We start from the raw sequence: 18,763 nt of genomic DNA, 5'->3' as shown, positions 1-18,763 counted from the left end.
GCCTCTCCTTTAAATTGCCCGAGGCCAAATCTTCTTATGTATCAATTGGGATTCCCCTCGTTACGCCACCCTTCCTTGGCTTCACTTATTGTTTGCTGATGAGGTGCCGATGATGAGTGCGCTTTGTTCCGGCCCGGCACTTGCTCTGTCAGAGCTTTGTTGACAATCACCTGGGCTTCTTCCAGGATGCAACGCAGATGATCCGTGCCTTTGAAACTTTCGGCATAAATCTTGTAAATGTCTTCCGTCCCGGATGGCCGCGCGGCAAACCATCCATTCTCGGTAATTATCTTCAAACCGCCGATTGATGCGTTATTGCCCGGTGCGTGGGTGAGGATGGTCTGAATTTTTTCCCCAGCCAGCTCTACAGACAAGATCTGCTCTGGTGCGAGCTGTGCCAGCATTCTTTTTTGCTCTGGAGTAGCTGACGCCTCCACACGATCGTAAATTGGCTCACCGTATTCACGCGCGAGCTCACGATAAATTTCTCCGGGATCGCGACCCATATGCGCCGTAATCTCTGCTGACAGCAAAGCCGGGGTGATACCATCTTTATCAGTTGTCCAAACGCTGCCGTCTAGCCGGAGAAAAGAGGCTCCTGCACTCTCTTCCCCGCCAAAACCCAGCGAACCGTCGAGTAAGCCATCCACAAACCACTTGAAACCAACCGGCACTTCATAAAGTTTACGTTCAAGCTTCCTCGTAATGCGATCAATCATCAGGCTGCTAACTACCGTCTTACCAACTGCCGCATCTTTGTGCCATTTCGGCCGGTGCTGGAACAGATAATAAATCGCGGCTGAAAGATAGTGATTGGGCGGTAACAATCCTGCGCTTCGGGTGATGATCCCATGCCGATCATGATCGGTGTCGCAAGCAAAGGCGATGTCAAAGTGATTCGTGAGATCGATCAAGTGCTGCATTGCGTAAGGCGAGGAAGGATCCATGCGAACCTGACCGTCCCAATCGACTGTCATGAAGCGGAAAGTCGGATCAACAATATCGTTTACCACCGTAAGATCTAAGCCATAGCGTTCGGCAATTCTTGCCCAATAGTGGACACCCGCGCCGCCGAGGGGATCTACGGCCATATTGATTCCGGCATTATGAATCGCTTCCATATCCAACACGTTGCTAAGATCGTTTACGTAGGCATTGAGATAGTCATGACGGTGGGTGGTACTCAAGCGCATTGCTTTCTGGTAAGAAATTCTTTTTACACCTTGGAGATTGATTTCAAGAAACGCATTAGCGTGGGATTCAATCCATCCTGTCACATCATTATCGGCTGGCCCGCCATTGGGCGGGTTGTACTTGAAGCCGCCACTATCGGGAGGATTGTGTGAAGGCGTGATGATAATGCCATCCGCCAATCCGTAATCGCGACCGCGATTATAGGTAAGTATTGCGTGCGAGATCACAGGCGTGGGCGTATATTCATCCTTATCCGCGATCATGACTTCCACACCGTTGGCCGCCAACACTTCGAGCACAGTAATAAACGCCGGTTCCGAAAGTGCGTGTGTGTCGATACCTAGAAACAGTGGTCCATTGATACCCTGCTGCCTGCGGTACTGACAGATAGCCTGACTGATGGCAAGAATATGCCATTCGTTGAAGCTGTTTTTGAGTGAAGAGCCACGATGCCCAGAGGTGCCGAAGGCGATTCTTTGTTCAGATACTAATGGATCAGGAATATTGGCGTAGTAGGCAGAGACAAGTTTTGGAATGTTGACCAGCATTGATGATTCGACGGGTTTTCCTGCCAAAGGGCTTATTTTCATTTCTACCTCATGTGTACTGTTCATTCGAGGCCTGCAAAAAATGAGAAATTTAATTTCTCTTTTTAAAAGCCAGTGTGTAATTGGGCATATCGCCGCCAGAATGTGCTTATATGCGATTTGTGGTTAATCTTTGAAAGATCTCAACAAAGGTTACATAAAATTTACTCGCCTTGAACACATCCAATTCTATTTGTTCTATTTTTTCAGAATAACCTTTAGGAAGCTCTGATTAAGTCCTTCGACAGGCTCAGGACGAACGGCAATATATTGATTACGTTCGTGGTGAGTTGTCGAACCATGACTGTAATCAACTTAATCAGAGCTTCCTTTACTTATTAAGTCTGTAAATGACTGACTATTTATTCCACATTACGTTACAGCCTTCTTTTGCTGCGTCAGTTAATAAGTCAATTAACGGTAACCCCCGGTTTGTCATACTTACCACAGGTTCATCCGTATCCTCATTTTCATTCTTGACTGGAGGCGAGATTTTTTCCGCAGCAATTGCGGCTGTTAATCGGCTTAGTGCTGCGGGTATATCTGCAGCCAAAATAGCACCAGGAAAGGTCGCGCTGTGTCCCATCATTTTGAGCATGGTCAATGCGTCACCTTCAAACATAGTGATATTGGCATGCGCATCTGTTGTAAATGTCACTAGCATACTATCCTCCTAGAAAAAAATAATTACTCCGCTTGCCGATCGTACTGGCTCGATATTTCTTCATAATGACACCTCCCTAATCACAAGATTAAGCTTTGGGTTATACCATCCGCCATCGGCCGTAATGAGCGCATCAGCTTCCATCGGTCCCCAGCTACCGGGCTTATATAATCTGACCGGCTGATGCTCCGTCAGAACCCTATCAAGCACTGCCCAAGCCGACTCAACTGCATCCTGCCGGGTGAAAAGCGCGCCGTTACCAGCCAATGCGTCGCCCAGAAGCCGCTCATAAGGCGTTTGCTCATCTGGCTGAGCGTTGAGAAGGTAAAGTTCTTTCTGGTCGCCGACATATTCCTCTCCCGCTCGCTTGACGCGTGCAGCTAAAGCAATGGCGGAATGCGGTGATAATTGGAAGCGCAAATAATTAGCCCGGCAAGCCTCCGGCCCGGCATCTTCAAACAGTTTCTGCGGAGGTGCCTTAAGTTGAACCAGAATCTCTGCAGCAGTTTCGGCCAAGCATTTGCCTGAACGCAGGTACCACGGCACACCTGCCCAGCGCCACGAATCAATAAATAACCGCAAGGCACAATAAGTCTCCGTGTCAGAATCCTTAGCGACACCAGATTCCTGAAGGTAGCCTTCAAACTGTCCTCTTACCAGATCTTCCGGTTTTAGCGCATGCATTGCTTGAAATACCTTGGCTTTTTCGCTTCGCTGGGCCTCAAAATCCCGCCCGGCTGGAGGCTCCATGGCCAGAAGCGCAACTATTTGAAAGAGATGGTTCTGAATCACGTCGCGCAGGCAGCCGACTCCGTCGTAGAAACTGCCTCTTCCTTCCACCCCAAAATCTTCCGAAAGCGTGATCTGAACACTCGCTACATAATTGCGATTCCAAATCGGTTCCAGGAACGAATTTGCGAACCGGAAATAAAGGATGTTTTCGATTGCTTCTTTGCCAAGGAAGTGATCAATGCGAAAGATCGAAGTCTCTGGAAAAACCAAATGCGCAGCGCGGTTGAGCTCGCATGCCGAAGCCAAATCACGCCCAAAAGGCTTTTCCACAATGACGCGGGCATGCTCCGCCAAGCCAGAAGAGCCAAGATCTTTGATGATGGCCGCGAAGAAGGCAGGCGGAATGGCGAGGTAGAAGGCCGGATGCAGCGCGCCATTAAGCGTTTTTTTGAGCGTTTGAAATGTTTCCGGGTTTTTATAATCACCGTCTACATAACGCAGTAGCGAAAGCAATTGATTTAAGGCGTTCGAATCGACGTTTTTAATGACATTTTTTATACCGTCTATTGCGCGATCGTGCAGTTGCGCTAGCGTCCAGCCCGAAAAACCAACGCCTACTATCGGAACCTTTAATGACCCTCGTTTAACCATCGCGTAGAGCGATGGAAATATTTTCTTGTGTGCAAGATCACCCGTTGCGCCAAAAAGTACCAGTGCGCCTGATTGCGTTAGGCCGCTTGCGGGTTTGTCCATGTCATGTGCCATCCTTTGGCTTTTCATCATGACCGCCAAACTGCTTGCGCATGGCCGAGAGAATACGATCGGCGTAATCTGCCTCTCCCTGGGACTCGAAACGTCCGAATAATGCAGCACTGATGACTGGCGCTGGTACGCCTTCGTCGATGGCGGCGAGCGTGGTCCAGCGTCCTTCGCCCGAGTCCGATACGTGTCCTGAGAATTGCTTTAGCTCCGAATCTCCGGCAAGCGCCGCTGCTGTTAAATCGAGCAGCCAGGATGAGATCACGCTGCCTCGACGCCATACTTCGGCCACTTTACCGATGTCGATGCGGTATTGGTAGGCTTCCGGGTCACGCAACGGAGTAGTCTCGGCGTCCTGTGTTCTTACACGAAGACCTGCATCTGCATGTTTGAGAATATTGAGTCCTTCAGCGTATGCAGCCATCAAGCCGTATTCAATGCCATTATGAACCATCTTCACAAAATGACCCGCACCAGCCGGGCCACAGTGCAAGTAACCCTGTTCTTCGGGATCCGGTTCGCCGTCGCGCCCGGAAGTCCGTTCTGCTGCTGCAACGCCTGGCGCAATGCTTTTAAAGATCGGATCGAGATGCCAGACTACGTCTTCCTCGCCGCCAATCATCAAGCAGTAGCCTCGCTCGAGCCCGAATACGCCGCCGCTGGTTCCACAGTCAACATAGTGAATACCTTGTGTCTTGAGCGCTTTAGCACGCACTTGATCATCACGATAATAGCTGTTGCCGCCATCGATGATGATGTCGTTCGCCGCAAGCAATACGGCCAGATCTGAAATTGTCTTGCCGGTAACACCGGCGGGCACCATCACCCAGATCACACGCGGAGAGGATAGTTTGGCGACAAAATCATCCAGCGAATCGGCATGTTGAATAGCCTGGCCTGTTAGCGCTTTGACGGCAGCCGCATTGACGTCATAGACCACGCACGAATGGCCGTCTTTAGTTAAGCGCCGCACTAGGTTAGCACCCATGCGTCCTAGACCAATCATCCCCAGTTGCATGCATTCCCCTTCTTTTTGAATAAAGCATCCTGTCCTGCAGCAAGCCGCAGGACATTAACTGCACGTATCAATCTACTGGTTTTCAGACTGAGCATCTATCGCCACATTACGTCACAGCCTGTCTTTGCTGCGTCAGTAAAAAAATTAATTAAAGGTAATCCTCGATTTGCCAGAATAACCCATGATTCATCCCCATCTTCATCATTAACCGGTAACGAGATTTTTTTCGCATCAATAGCGGCTGTTAATCGGCTTAGCGCTTGAGGAACATCTGCAGCCGGAATAGCGCCAGTCTCGGCAGCACTGTATCCCATCATTTTCAGCAAGGTAAGCGCATCGCCTTTAAACATGGTGATATCGGCATAAACATCGGTTGAAAAGATTGTGAATGTCAAAAGCATACCGTTTCTCCTTTAAAAAACAACAAATTATTATGCGTACACTTGCATAAGCCCGTTCATGCGATACTGCGCACAACTGTTCGGCTTCTCCTGCGACTGCTAGGACTTAACTCCACTGGGTTGAGATTATTTGCGGACGGTATTTTTTGCTGCAATGCAATCCATTAGCTCATTCCAAGACTCTGCAAACGACTGCACGCCTTCACGCTGAAGTTTAGCCGCGAGCACCACATCATCCACATTAACCCGTGCAAAAGCGGCAAGCACCGCTTCGGCATCACCGCCATCGCTTGGCATAGTTGTTTTCACTTCGCCGTGCTCGGCAAAAGCAAGCAGTGTCTTATCCGGCATCGTGTTGATGGTATCCGGCGCCACAAGCGCCTCGATGTATAGGGTGTCCGAGGCATCGGGATCTTTGCTGCCCGTGCTACCCCAGAGCAAGCGTTGCGGCCGTGCACCGGCTTCAACCAGTTTTTGCCAGCGGGGTGAGGCCAGCAATTCCCGGTAGCACTTGTAGACGCGATTGGCGATAGCGATACCAAGGCGGTTATGCAGCACCTGCGGCGTTTTGTCCTTTATGGCCGTATCCCAGCGACTGACGAAAATTGATGCAACAGAAAAGACTTTTGGATCGAGACCGGCAGCGATTCGCCGTTCGATACCCCGCATATAGGCTTTGGCAGCCGCCATATAATGCTCGCACGAAAACAACAACGTGACATTTACCGGCACCCCCGCGAAGATGCTCTCTTCGATAGCAGGAATGCCTGCACGGGTGCCTGGAATTTTGATAAACAGATTGGGGCGCTGTGCACGGCCTTGAAGCGCCGCTGCGGCCTTGATGGTACCGTCCGTGTCATCCGCCAGCAAGGGAGACACCTCCAACGATACCCAACCGTCCATTCCGCCAGTAGCGTCATGAATCGGACGTAACAGATCTGCAGCCTGTGTCAAATCCTCCAAGGCAAGCTCGAAGAATAACGCCTCACCCGATTTACCCTCAGCGGTTTTCTGATCAATGGCAGCATCATAGAAATCCCCGCCCTTGATCGCTTTGTCAAAGATCGTCGGGTTGGAAGTCAAGCCAGTCACTGAGAGTTCACTAATGTAGTGGTGTAGCGTACCGCTCGTCAGCAATTCGCGGGTGATATTATCGAGCCAAACACTTTGGCCGAGATCATGCAGTTGTTGCGTCGCTTTCATCGTGTTCCTTGTTCATTGATGGATTTGGTTCGTGCGCTTTGGGTATTGTCACGTCGACCGTATGCTCCAGGTGATCGTCGACCAGTGGAATTATTTTATCGAGGCGTTCGATGCCATCCACCGTGACGTACATCGTGTTGTTCTGCATCGTATCGCCGGTATCCGTTTGCGATACGGCGATATGGTAGACGGTCTCGCGATAGCGGTAATGCAACTTGAATGCTTGCCAGGCTGCGGGCAGGCAGGGCGCGAAGTGCAGTTTGTCCACTTCCAGCCTCAAACCGAGCAGAGATTCCACAATCAGCCGGTACATCCAGCCGGCGGAGCCTGTATACCAGCTCCACCCGCCGCGGCCGGCATGCGGTGAAACCGCATACACATCAGCAGCAACGACATAGGGCTCGACTTTATAGATCGCCACACCTGCTGCGGATTTTCCATGATTCACCGGATTAATCATGGTCAATAATTCCCACGCACGCTGGCTGTCGCCCAAGGCTGCAAATGCCATTACGGTCCAGATGGCGGCATGCGTGTATTGCCCGCCATTTTCGCGTACACCGGGAACATAACCTTTGATATAGCCGGGATCCAAATCCGATGTGTCGAACGGCGGATCCAGGAGCTGGATTAATGCATGATCGCGCCGCACCAGACGGGCATATACAGCATCCATACCCATGCGCGAACGCATAGGCTCACCCGCACCGGAAAGTACCGACCAGCTTTGCGAGATCGAATCAATCTGACATTCGGTATTGGCCGCCGACCCCAGAGGCGTGCCGTCATCAAAGTATGCGCGGCGATACCATGCGCCATCCCAGGCGGTCTGCTCGATACGCTGGCGCAATTGCGCGGCTTCGGTCCGGCATTGTTCGGCAAATGTCACGTCACCCTGCCGCTGTGCCAGCTCAGCAAAACGCGTCAACACGTCGTATAGGAAAAAGCCCAACCAAACACTTTCGCCTTTGCCATGCAAGCCCACCAGGTTCATACCATCGTTCCAGTCTCCGGAACCAATCAACGGCAGACCATGTTCTCCAAATGTCAGGCTATGACGGATCGCACGGACACAGTGCTGGTACAAACTGGCCGATTCGGCGGAGTATCCGGGCAGATCATAATAGGAATCATCCTCGGGACTGACTGGGCGGCCTTCGAGGAAAGAAATGGATTCATCAAGCACACTGGTATCACCGGTGCATAGAACATATCGGCACACTGCCAGCGGTAACCAGAGATAATCGTCGGAACAACGGGTTCGTACGCCGCGGTTTGATGGGGGGTGCCACCAGTGCTGTACATCCCCTTCCACAAACTGATGCGCCGCGCATAGCATTATTTGCTCGCGCACGCGTTGCGGCTCGGCGTGAACCAATGCCATCACATCCTGTAATTGGTCACGGAAGCCGAAGGCGCCGCCCGATTGATAATAGCCGCTACGCGCCCACAGCCGGCAGGCAAGCGTCTGATACACTAGCCAGCCATTGGCCAGCACATTGAGAGAGGCATCTGGAGTTTCCACCTGGATTGCGCCCAGAGTATGATTCCAATACTGCCACACCGCTTTGAGCGCGGTGTGCGCCGCTGCCGATCCACGGAAACGATGTACCAGTGCACGCGCGTCATCAATATTGTGCTTTCCGGCTTGACCCAAGCGGAAGATAATCTCGCGTTCTTGCCCATCGGCCAAATTGAAGTTAACCTGGATCGCCGCGCAGGGATCGAGGGCCGCGCCTGTCTTGCCGGAAAGCCGGGTGCGCGCCATCGCCGCCGGATCTTTAAGCGAGCCGTTACGTCCAATGAATTCAGCGCGGTCGCAACTGATTGAGCGGTTGGGCTCATCGACATCGAAGAAAGCAATCCGGCCGGCAAATTCTGCGTTGTAAGGGTTGCGTGCGAACAACGCACCGCTCGCGGAATCAACTTCAGTCGTCACGTGCATGGCTGATTTCGGCCGCAAATCGCCCAGCACCCACTCCACGTAGCCGGTCGCGGAGAGCCGCCGTGACCGGCCGGATGCATTGCGTACTTTCAGTACCGAGAATTTGACGGCGGCATCCATGGCCACGTATACCCACAGCTCGGAGATGATGCCGCCTTCTGTATGTTCAAACACACTGTAGCCGAATCCGTGCCGGCTGACATACGCATCCGCACCGCGACAAGGTAATGGTGTGGGCGACCAGAAATGACCGCTTTCTTCGTCGCGCAGGTAAAAAGCTTCGCCGCTTGCATCGGATACCGGATCGTTGTGCCAGGGCGTGAGACGAAACTCGTGTGCGTTCTCACTCCAGGTATAAGCCTGGCCGCTCTCGGAAATAACCGTACCAAAATGCGGATTCGCCAGCACGTTCACCCACGGTGCGGGCGTTACTTCTGCGGCTGTGGTAGTAATGATGTATTCGTGCCCGTCCGCGGTGAAACCGCCCAGCCCGTTGTGCAGAATCAGATCTCGCCGCGGCAACACGTTGTTGGCTGGAAGATCGGCGCGGCGGCTTCGGCTTGGCCGGAAACGCGGCATTTGTACATTCCTTATGCTGCGGTGATTAATCTGTTCCGCCAGCGTTCCCCGGCTGTCAACTATTATGGCGCGTGCGACCGATTGGAACAAAATACGATCTTCGTTTGATATTTGTTCCGCGTGCCGCACGAAAATACCGCCCGGTCTGTCAATGACATGCGCTTCGATGCCCGCCGCAATCAAACCAATAATCTGATCCTGAAGCAGCTGCCGGTAGCCGGCGCGATCTTCGTTCCAGATCACCAAATCCACCGCCAATCCCTTCAAACGCCAGTAAGCGTGCGCTTGAACCAGTTGCCGTACCAGTTCAATATTGCTTGCATCGCTGATTTGCAACAGCACGATCGGCAGGTCGCCGGAAATGGCATAACCCCACAAACCGGATTGTCCGCGGCGATTCTGCAGCAAAATCTCGGCATCGGCGCGCAGCAAAGCGTTGGTATAAAGCACAGAGTTGGCTAAACGTCCATAGAGTTGCGCATCGGCCTCACTGGCATTGAGCTGGCGCAACACCACTTGCGCATGTGTCCAAGCGACATCAAAAACACGATCCGCAAACCTCCGGTCCTGGTATTTTTCCACTAGGCTTAGTGCAACAGCCCGCGTTTCTGCCATGCCGCTTATCATATCGATGGTGAGCATCTGATCCGGATCAAGCGTGATGGCATAGCGGATGGCGGCAACCGGATCCAGCACCGAACCCTGGCTGCCGGAGAGCTTCCGGGATAAAGCGCCGCTCAGCGCTTGTGGATCGGCAGTAGTGTGGCCACGACCGATGAATTGTGATCGATCCGTCTCGTAGGAAATATCATCGATTTCGGTTCCATTCGCCGTCATCAGATGAAACATCCACGGCGTTTGTTCGCTACGTGAACGCGGGCGGCGCGTACAGAGTATGGCGTGGTGTTGCTCATCAATCTCAGTTTGCACAAATAGTTTACTGAAAGCGGGGTGCAGTTCATCTGCAACGGGTACGGCCAGCACCACTTCGGCGTAACTCGTCACCGTGATGGTACGACGGATGCGGGCGCGGTTAGTGATGCGCAAGCGGCGCAGTTCGATATCATCTTCCGGCGACACCACAATATCAGTATGGGTCTCGAAATCGTTATCGCGGCGGCGAAATTCGGCACGGCCTTCGGAGAAAATCACTTCGTAATGCTGCGCCTCTTTCAATGTCGGCTGATACGCGGTAGACCAGAATTCCCCGTTGCTCTCGTCGCGCAAATAACAGAACGATCCCCAGTGGTCGCAAATCGTGTCTTCGCGCCAGCGAGTAACAGCGAGATCCTTCCAGCGGCTATAACCGCCGCCGGAGTTGGTGATCATCACGTGATAGCGGCCATTGGATAACAATTGCACTTCCGGTATTGGTGTATTGGCACTGTTAAAAACACGAATCGAGGCTTCCGGCGCAGTGGAAGTGGGTCGAATATCAGAAAATTGTGCCGTGCGTGGAAAGAACGCCATCGCTCTGGGAATCCGTTCCTGAAGCAGCAACAAGGTTGCCTGGAATAATGGATCTGACTCGAAGCGCTTCTGCATCGGGCGGTCCAGCAGCAGATAGGCCAGGGAGAGCAGGCTCATGCCCTGGTGATGTGCCATATATGATCGCACCACTGTGCCTGATTCCCCGCGTCTTTGACGTGATGGTGTGTAATCAATGGCTTCATAAAAACCAAACTTTCCTTCCAAACCTTCCATAGTCAGTTGCTGCAGATTCAGACACGCTTCTTCGGGTGCCACCATCAGCGCCAACACTGTGGCATAGGGTGCAATGACCAAATCATCGGCAAGTCCACGTTTTAATCCCAGACCAGGCACACCAAATGCCCGATACTGGTAGTTGAGATGGACATCTACGAGGTTGTAGCCTGATTCTGACATACCCCATGGTACGCCGCGCTGTCGTCCATATTCGATCTGCCGCTGAACCGCCGCCTTATAAGTCTGATCAAGTAGCGTGTTATCAAAGTTCGGCATCACCAGGAGCGGCATCAGGTACTCGAACATCGAGCCGCTCCAGGATAAAAGAACGGGTTCGCCGCCGACACTCGTGAGCAGACGCCCCAAGGCAAACCAACTCTCCTGCGGCACTTGTCCCTGTGCGATTGCGACGAAATTGATCAATCTGGCTTCCGAAGCTAACAGATCGTAACAACTTGCATCCCGTCGCGAATCATCCACGTTATAACCGATCGCCAGCAGACGCGATGCCTTGTCGTACAGAAAATCATATTCCATGTATGAAAGCTTTCCTGTTTGCAAGACTAATCGTTCGATCGCAGAAATCCTTTCATTGCCGTGTTGAGCGGCTTGTATGACAGATTGTTGAAACTCATGCAGCCAATCGCGTTCTGCGGACACAGTGCTGCTGATGATTCGCTGTTCGATAATCGGCAGCAAGCTATCCTCGATGCAGGCCAGCTCCCGCAATGTAGGAATTGCGGTGATTCTGAGATCCTCAACCGATCCACCCGGTGCGGCCGGCAACGCTAACCAAGGCGCAAGAAACGTCAGTTCGTCAAGAATAGCGCGGCTTTGCCGGACCAATGCATGCGCCCACCAATTCGCATCATTCTCGGAGGATATCTCAGAGACAACTGCACTGGCGTGATCCAGCGTAGGATGGTGCGTGGAATCTTCATCTGCTTTTAGGTATCCTCCGGTTTCCGCATGTAGCCTACGTTCTCTTTCTTCAGCTAAAGCGAGCGCGCTTCCTGTTTGAAACAATGCTGCCGAGGTAGCGTCAAGGCTATCGGCAAGTTCCTCCGCGCTTCTCGCCAGCCGGTCAAGGTATTGCCATGTTAGTGCGAGCGTGGTTGGCGGAGAGTTGCAAGTCGATTCGATATCTGTTTGTAGTTGGGTGAGCAGTTCTGATGGAATGTTTCTCATCGCATCCGCCAAAATTCCCAGCGTATCGCGGAGACCATGGCACCAGCGTGTGTTCAGGATTTTGTCATCGGCAAGCGCGATCAGCCCCGGCCGTAAAGTTAATAAATGGCCTGCAAGGTTACCGCTATCCACCGTCGAAATATATGCCGGATGCAACGGTTTCAGCGATTGGGTATCGTACCAATTGTAGAAGTGACTGCGATGGCGCTCCAGTATTTGCATGGTGTCAAGCGTATGCGCAGTGCGCTCGAGGAGCTGCCCGGCCGGAATATAACCGAAGTCATAAGCCGTTAAATTCGCCAGGAGTGCCATCCCAATATTGGTCGGCGACGTGCGATGTGCAACTGCGGCACCACGATATTCCTGATAATTATCCGGCGGCAACCAGTTATCTTCCGGCCCGACAAAAGTTTCGAAAAACGCCCAGGTTTTGCGTGACACTTTGCGCAGAAAAATGGCTTGCTCAAGCGTTAACCGTGCTTTGCGGCGTGCAATCGGCTGACCTATCCACCAGGCAATCGCGGGCGAACCCAACCACAGCAGCAGGATAGGCGCCGCGACCGCGAGTGCCGCGAAGTTGAACAGCAGCAGATAAGCTGTTGCGGCCATGGCAATCAACGGTGCAATCCACATCGTACGTAACGTGGCGGGAAAATCGGTGCGGCTGCTACGCGCCACTTCGCCCGATGGATTCCATTCGAGCAACCGTCTGCGCGTGAACGACATACGCCCTATCGTGCGCGCAATCGCATCGATACTGAAGTAGGCTTCGTAGGGAAGGCAGGTTAGGTTAAAGGCCGCTTGCGTCAAGCGCTGAGTGGTCGTGTCGAGGGCGACGGCCAGATGCTGCCTTAACAACACGTCAAACGGTTTGTTAAATAGATCCAGAATTGAGGTGATCAAGGGCGGAATCAGGATAATACTGATCACTGCCAAAGTCCAAAACCAGGGCGATGCCAGGATGGCCCAGCCTAACAGCAATAGTACTGTCAGGGCCATCGGCACGAGACTGCGTCGCAAGTTGTCGAACAATTTCCATTGTGATAACCGCGAGAGTGCGTTATTTAGCCGGAGCTTACCGGGGCCAGGAATGCGTGGCAGCAGCCAGCTCAGCAATTGCCAATCGCCGCGTATCCAGCGATGACGGCGATTCACATCCACGCTGTACTGTGCGGGATAATCCTCATACAAATGGACATCGCTCAATAAGCCGGCGCGCGCATAACATCCTTCCAACAAATCGTGGCTGAGAATCTGATTCTCGGGAAAGCGTGCACTCAATGCGCGTTCGAATGTATCCACTTCATAGATGCCTTTGCCGATGAACGAGCCTTCGCCAAACACATCCTGGTAAACATCGGAGATGGCGTGGGTATAGGGATCTATGCCGACTTCACCGCCATGCAGTCGTGCATAATGTGAACGGTTGGTGCCTTCCAAGCTCACGCTGACGCGCGGTTGAAGAATGCCGTAGCCTTCACACACGCGCTGCTGCTGTTCGTCATAGCGCGGACGATTCAATGGATGCGCCATGGCACCAACTAACTCCCGCGCGACATCACGCGGCAGCTGCGTATCCGTATCCAGGGTGATGACGTACTTCACGTTCGCCAGGCAAGCGGTATTGCCAACAATGCTTGAGAAACGTTTGCCGGCATTACTATGCGTCTCATCGCGCAGCAATGCATTCAAATCCGCAAGCTTACCGCGTTTACGCTCGTAACCCATCCACATGCGTTCTTGCGGATTCCAGCAGCGCGGGCGATGAAACAGGAAAAAAATACTTTTTCCTGCCGTGCCATATTTTGCATTCAGCGCCGCGATTCCTGCCTCAGCCAGTTGCAACAGTGGCGCATCCTCGTCGAGGATTTCTTCGGGTGCGTCACGAAGATCGGTCAAGAGGGCAAAATACAGATTGTCGTCCTGGTTCGCCAGAAAACGTACTTCCAATGCTTCGACCAGGTTATCGATACTATCCGGATGCGTAAGCATCGTTGGCACGACGACCAACGTTCGCGATTGCACTGGTATACCGGTGGAAAAATCCATGCGTGGCAGTGGTTGCGGGTGCACGAATAAAGTTGCTAGCCAATTCACCAGAGCGAGCGCCAATTGACTGGTGGCCAGCAATCCAAGTATGCCGATCAGTACCAGCAACGCATCGGGCGCACCCTGAGTATATGCAATGGTTATCAAACCGGCGCTGAAAAGCAGCGTAAGCAACGTGATTGCGCCGAGATATACACCCAATGCGTGTTGCGACCCCATTTTCATGATTTTTTCGGCAACAGAAGGACGTACCTGTGCCCGTGCTTCGAGTTCGTGCAAACCCCGGTCGATCAGATAGAAACCAACATGTGTTGCGCGTTCATCGCAATCTGGATGTGCCGTTTGAGCCGCATACGCGAGTTGGATCGCACATCGAGTGATTTCAGCTTCAGTGAAGGAACTCCGCTTCGCAATTTTTTCAATCACATGACGATAACGGTCGCGGCTGGCAAAATCCATCTTGGCGTGGGCGCCACTCGGATCTTCGCGCAATGTTTGCTCAACGATACTCATGCTTTCAACGAACTCACGCCAATCCATACCACCCAGAAAACGCAAGCTGCCAATGCTGTTGCTGATAGAAACCTGGTCGGCAGCCTGAAGTTGGTTTCCGGTATGCACCAATTGTTCGATGGTCAGCCCTGATTCGGCAAGCACCTGCTCAATCCAGGTCAGTGGCAGTGCCAAAGCAAGGCTTTGTCCTTGCAGACGGCGCGTAAATTCCGATACGAATGGATTAGACATTGGCGGTTGCGAACGAGCCATGTCTGCGATCACCAGCACCAGGCTCTTCGGATCCTTCTCCGCAACAGCCATCATTTGCTCCGCCCACGCGCAAGCCAGGTCGCAATCGACTCTGTCGGCGGCGATGCGAACGGCAACACGCCGCAGATTCTCAATTAATGCCAGCCGCAGCATAATGGGAATAGCCCACAATTCGCCTAATTTGAGCACGCTAACTGTTTGATAGGCCGCAACGAAACGACTGAGATTTTCCGAGTCTATCCGCCCATCTCCGTGTGAAATGATCTCCAACGCAATATCGTACACACGCGGCAAACCGGCTGAGGGACCATTCAACAAACGCGGTAGTTCCTGGTTATATCCCCTAGGCATGTGGCGCCTGGCAGTGCGGATCTGCTCTTCGAGCAGATAGAAATTATCGAGCAGCCATTCGCTAGCCGGCGTAATCTGCTGGTTGGCTTTTACCGCCGCCGTGAGTTGTCCACAGACGCCGGTCAAAACGACTTCATTCGCCGCCAATCGCGTCATCAATTGATCCCGCGGGCGTTTTTGGGTTAATTTGTGCATGGCTGCGAGATGCTTGCCATGTTGTTCCATTTGATCGGCACTGAACAATTCCGAACGAAGCGGCGGCTCATTAAAGGCGTGCGTCAGCGGAATGCCGCCATCGCGTAAATTCGTCCTCAGCTGGCGCAAATACTGAAAGAAACGAATATCTTTGGTGTCCATTTAGAAATATGTTCCGCGTTGGAAAGGAGCTTCACTGCACATCTCTCGATAAAACCAATGATTTAATGAATAGGTAACTAACTTTAAGTCTCTTGAGAAACGGTATATCCAAGCAGAATTAATTGCAGAAATAAAGGGGAGATGATCAGTCTTGTTGGCAAAATGTGAATTACAGATCTTTATCATACACAAATATCCTGGAAAAAATCGCTCATCAGGGAGCTAGAGAACGCCTCACTTGCAGTGATGCCGGGCCAAAAACCACACGCACACGGTTCTAGGAAACTTTAAAAGCTCCAAACAGTGTGGTGTGGATACGGGAAGTAATTCAGCCGCTGCGGCTATGAAGGTCTAAACATTGTGCGGAAAATCTTTCTGCTTGCTGCTCCGCACTCATCCCGATAACACGCTACGAATGACTTCTTAGCTCTAGTGATAAAAAATACATGGATATTCTGTTCGGCATTTGTTTGCATGAATGATTAAGGAATCTCTGAATAATTCACCTTTGTCATTTCGAACGTAGTGAGGAATCTTTGGCAATCAACAATATAGATTTCTCGCTCTGCTCGAAATGACAGTTATTCAGAGGTTCCTTAATCAATGCAGCGATCTATCATCACTTAACCCGCATGTCATTCTTGACAGACTTTACGCCGTTGACTCTGCTTACCACTTCGACTGCTTTATTGATATCAACCTGGGAATTGACAAAACCGCTAAGTTGAACAACGCCCTTGAAAGTTTCGACGTTGATTTCTGCGGATTTCAGCGAAGGTTCGTTGAGAATTGCCGCTTTGACCTTTGTGGTCACGACAGTATCATCAAAATATTCTCCAGTTCCCTCTTGTTTGGACGTTGATGCGCAACCCAATAAAAAAGCCATGAGTGCAATTAAGAAAAAAGAGGAAAAACGGTTATTAAGTTGTGTCATGGTAAAGTTCTCCAGTAAGTATTCAAAAGAATCAAAGTTAAAGTATTACAGGGATAGCGCACCCAGTATGTGCGCTAACGCACAAAACAAATTAGCTGTTAAATATATTATTACCAGTTATCGCAATGATCAGTTCAAGTATGATGAATCATTAACCCCTTGGATCAAGGAGGTGTAGAATGATTATTGAAGGTGAGAGGTAGATATTGCAGTATTGCCCTGGTAACCCAAAGATGTAATCTTTTACCAATAAACTCTAATCACTATGCGAACAGTTCTTTTATTGTTATTGCTGTCTCTATCCGCTCCAGTTTGGGCCGACACGGCAGCACAAATACAGCAGCTAGAGAAAGCATTAGCCCGCATACAACAAGAATCACAATCCACTTATCAACAGTTTCTGATGATTCAAGAATTACGCCGTAATGAAATAGATGCGCCGCTACCAATAACAATACCGCCCAGCCTATCTTCGAAAAGCATACCGATCCCGAAGTATGAGGAATTAGTTAAGGAAAAACAGGAAAAAGAAGACCGGATTAAAAAGTATACCGCTGATTTGGATCGCCTTAAAGCACGCTATACTGAACTGGAAGATGAGCGGCAAGCAATCTCAGAACAAATTAATTCACTGGGACAGAAAACGGAAGAATAAATTTGTATAATGATCTCTTAATTCGATTGTTTGTTTTGTTTCATTCATTTGCCGTAACAATCGAGACACACCGCACTTAAAATAACGTTCATGTCTCGGATTGCAAATATAAACTGCTACTGACTAGTTATCCTCAAAATTCTTATACCAAATATCATAAATTTCGTCCGACCATAAAGATTTTATCCAGACAATCACATCATCGACCTGCTGCTCCGTCAGCTTGCCTTCCCACGCCGGCATGGAACCAATATCGGGAGGCGTTCCTTTAAGTATTGTTTTCTTCAAGACCTCTGTCGAATGATGCCAGGCATGCGCGGTACTGTCCAATGGGGGTGGCGGATATTTTCCATCCGGGCCCGGTTTGCGCCAATCCGGTGTCGCTTCTCCATTGGGTCCATGACAACCAACGCAATTTGCGGCATAAACACTTTCACCTCGTTTGATCTGTGCTTGATCAAAATTTCGTTTGACCAAACCCGTTTTACTATCGATCTGAGGTTGCCCGGATAAAGCGCGAAGTGGTGCAGAATCACCACAACCCAATAGCAATGCCGCCACCCCGCACAGCAGTAAATTTTGCTTTGCCATTAAAAGATACGATTACTTTAAACGCATGACCGAACCGCTCTTTTCTGGCTCGGGATTGGCTGACTGTGACTGCTCTACTTTCTTGGCATAGGGATCATAACGGTTATAAATAGTCGTGTCCTTGCGGGCTTCATCGCGCTCTTTGATCAATAAAACATTATAAGGATCACTACGAGCACCTTCCATACCAGGGGTTCCGTGTGGCATATCCGGTACAGCCAGCCCAACTGCTTTAGGTTTCTCTTTGAGTAAGCGCAAAATGTCAGGCGCTGGCACATGCCCCTCGATCGCATAGCCGTTAACCAAAGCCGTATGGCACGAACCCAGTGATTCAGAAATTCCTGATTTTTTTCTTATTTCTTTATTGCCAACATCATGTGTTTTTACGGTAAATCCGTGCTCGCGCATATGATCGACCCATTTAGCGCAACACCCGCAGGTCGGGCTTTTATAAACGTCAACAGTCGCTGTGGCAACTGCTTGCGAAGCAACACCCAACAAACTGACAGCTATGATTGATCCAGCTAATAGGTTACTAACTCGTATTTTCATTTCTTCTCCACAATTATTGTTCCACGCATCTTCTTAAAATGACCCGGCAACGGGCAGGCAAAATTAATAGTTCCCGCGCTGGTAAATTGCCAGATAAATTCCTTTTGCTCACCCGGTTCAAGTTGTACCAAATGTGCATCAGAGTGATTCTTTTCAGGAAACATGCGCCGCATGTTAGCGGCTTTCTTCAGGTCTGCCATTGAACCCATCAACATCTCATGCTTTCTGCTGCCGCCATTTTTTATAACAAACTGGATCGTTTCGCCTTCACTGACCTTAATTTCAGAAGGTAAAAACATATTATCCACCTGAGTCAACTTAATGGTCCGCGACACCTTACTTGAATCACCCGATTTACCAATATCAACTTCATTATTGGGATAGCTTGCACTCGAGTAACAATGGGTTGAAAACAAGACCAAGGTTACAAATGGTATAATCCTGTTCATAGAATTCCCCTGAAAAATAATTCCCGAACTTGTTTATCCGTCTTGTTTAGAATATAGCTATGCTAAATTGTTCCATCTCATTT

At 50.8% G+C, this 18,763-nt stretch carries 12 protein-coding genes; 1 reads left to right on the top strand and 11 read right to left on the bottom strand.

What is annotated here, in order from left to right; genetic code table 11:
* Window positions 1–41: 41 nt before the first annotated feature.
* The 8 genes from pgm to NIT79A3_RS00125 all read right to left on the bottom strand — a co-directional run bounded on the left by pgm (window position 42) and on the right by NIT79A3_RS00125 (window position 16,433).
* A complete protein-coding gene (gene pgm, locus NIT79A3_RS00160; RefSeq protein WP_083817931.1) occupies window positions 42–1,784 on the bottom strand; it encodes a phosphoglucomutase (alpha-D-glucose-1,6-bisphosphate-dependent) in 1,743 nt (580 codons plus the stop codon).
* 355 nt (window positions 1,785–2,139) lie between these two features.
* Window positions 2,140–2,445 carry a DUF1840 domain-containing protein gene (locus tag NIT79A3_RS00155; RefSeq protein ID WP_013964243.1) on the bottom strand — a complete coding sequence of 102 codons (306 nt, stop codon included), beginning with the start codon at window positions 2,443–2,445 and terminating at the stop codon, window positions 2,140–2,142.
* A 60-nt stretch (window positions 2,446–2,505) separates the two neighbouring features.
* On the bottom strand, window positions 2,506–3,960 hold the full coding sequence (gene zwf / locus NIT79A3_RS00150; protein ID WP_348225670.1) for a glucose-6-phosphate dehydrogenase: 1,455 nt from the start codon (window positions 3,958–3,960) through the stop codon (window positions 2,506–2,508).
* Window positions 3,932–4,954, bottom strand: coding sequence for a phosphogluconate dehydrogenase (NAD(+)-dependent, decarboxylating) (gene gnd, locus NIT79A3_RS00145; protein WP_013964241.1), 1,023 nt, complete (start codon window positions 4,952–4,954; stop codon window positions 3,932–3,934). Before gnd ends, zwf begins: the two co-directional genes overlap by 29 nt.
* A gap of 95 nt (window positions 4,955–5,049) precedes the next feature.
* Window positions 5,050–5,355 (bottom strand): DUF1840 domain-containing protein, encoded by a 306-nt coding sequence (locus NIT79A3_RS00140; protein WP_013964240.1) that lies wholly within the window; start codon window positions 5,353–5,355, stop codon window positions 5,050–5,052.
* A gap of 126 nt (window positions 5,356–5,481) precedes the next feature.
* A complete protein-coding gene (gene tal, locus NIT79A3_RS00135; protein ID WP_013964239.1) occupies window positions 5,482–6,558 on the bottom strand; it encodes a transaldolase in 1,077 nt (358 codons plus the stop codon).
* The gene (locus tag NIT79A3_RS00130; protein WP_013964238.1) at window positions 6,533–15,499 is read right to left on the bottom strand and encodes a cyclic beta 1-2 glucan synthetase family protein; all 8,967 of its coding nucleotides are present in this window, start codon (window positions 15,497–15,499) and stop codon (window positions 6,533–6,535) included. The genes tal and NIT79A3_RS00130 overlap by 26 nt, the downstream gene beginning before the upstream one ends.
* A 619-nt stretch (window positions 15,500–16,118) precedes the next feature.
* Window positions 16,119–16,433: a BON domain-containing protein gene (locus NIT79A3_RS00125; RefSeq protein ID WP_013964237.1), complete on the bottom strand. Its 315-nt coding sequence runs from the start codon at window positions 16,431–16,433 to the stop codon at window positions 16,119–16,121.
* A 265-nt stretch (window positions 16,434–16,698) separates the two neighbouring features.
* On the opposite strand from NIT79A3_RS00125, the gene NIT79A3_RS00115 reads away from it, so the two are divergent.
* Entirely contained in the window at window positions 16,699–17,088 is a 390-nt protein-coding gene (locus NIT79A3_RS00115) for a hypothetical protein (RefSeq protein WP_013964236.1), read from the top strand.
* 123 nt (window positions 17,089–17,211) lie between these two features.
* Here NIT79A3_RS00115 and NIT79A3_RS00110 read toward each other — a convergent pair whose 3' ends face one another.
* Genes NIT79A3_RS00110 through NIT79A3_RS00100 form a run of 3 tightly spaced genes read right to left on the bottom strand, consistent with a single transcriptional unit; the run spans window position 17,212 to window position 18,680 of the window.
* Window positions 17,212–17,679, bottom strand: a complete 468-nt coding sequence (locus tag NIT79A3_RS00110; RefSeq protein ID WP_013964235.1) for a c-type cytochrome — start codon at window positions 17,677–17,679, stop codon at window positions 17,212–17,214.
* 12 nt (window positions 17,680–17,691) lie between these two features.
* On the bottom strand, window positions 17,692–18,231 hold the full coding sequence (locus NIT79A3_RS00105; protein ID WP_013964234.1) for a DUF411 domain-containing protein: 540 nt from the start codon (window positions 18,229–18,231) through the stop codon (window positions 17,692–17,694).
* A complete protein-coding gene (locus NIT79A3_RS00100; RefSeq protein WP_013964233.1) occupies window positions 18,228–18,680 on the bottom strand; it encodes a cupredoxin domain-containing protein in 453 nt (150 codons plus the stop codon). The genes NIT79A3_RS00105 and NIT79A3_RS00100 overlap by 4 nt, the downstream gene beginning before the upstream one ends.
* Window positions 18,681–18,763 lie beyond the last annotated feature (83 nt).

The sequence above is a fragment of the Nitrosomonas sp. Is79A3 genome, assembly GCF_000219585.1.
GTDB lineage: Bacteria > Pseudomonadota > Gammaproteobacteria > Burkholderiales > Nitrosomonadaceae > Nitrosomonas.
Note: the sequence above shows the minus strand (reverse complement) of the source record. Positions and strands in the feature narration are given on the sequence as shown.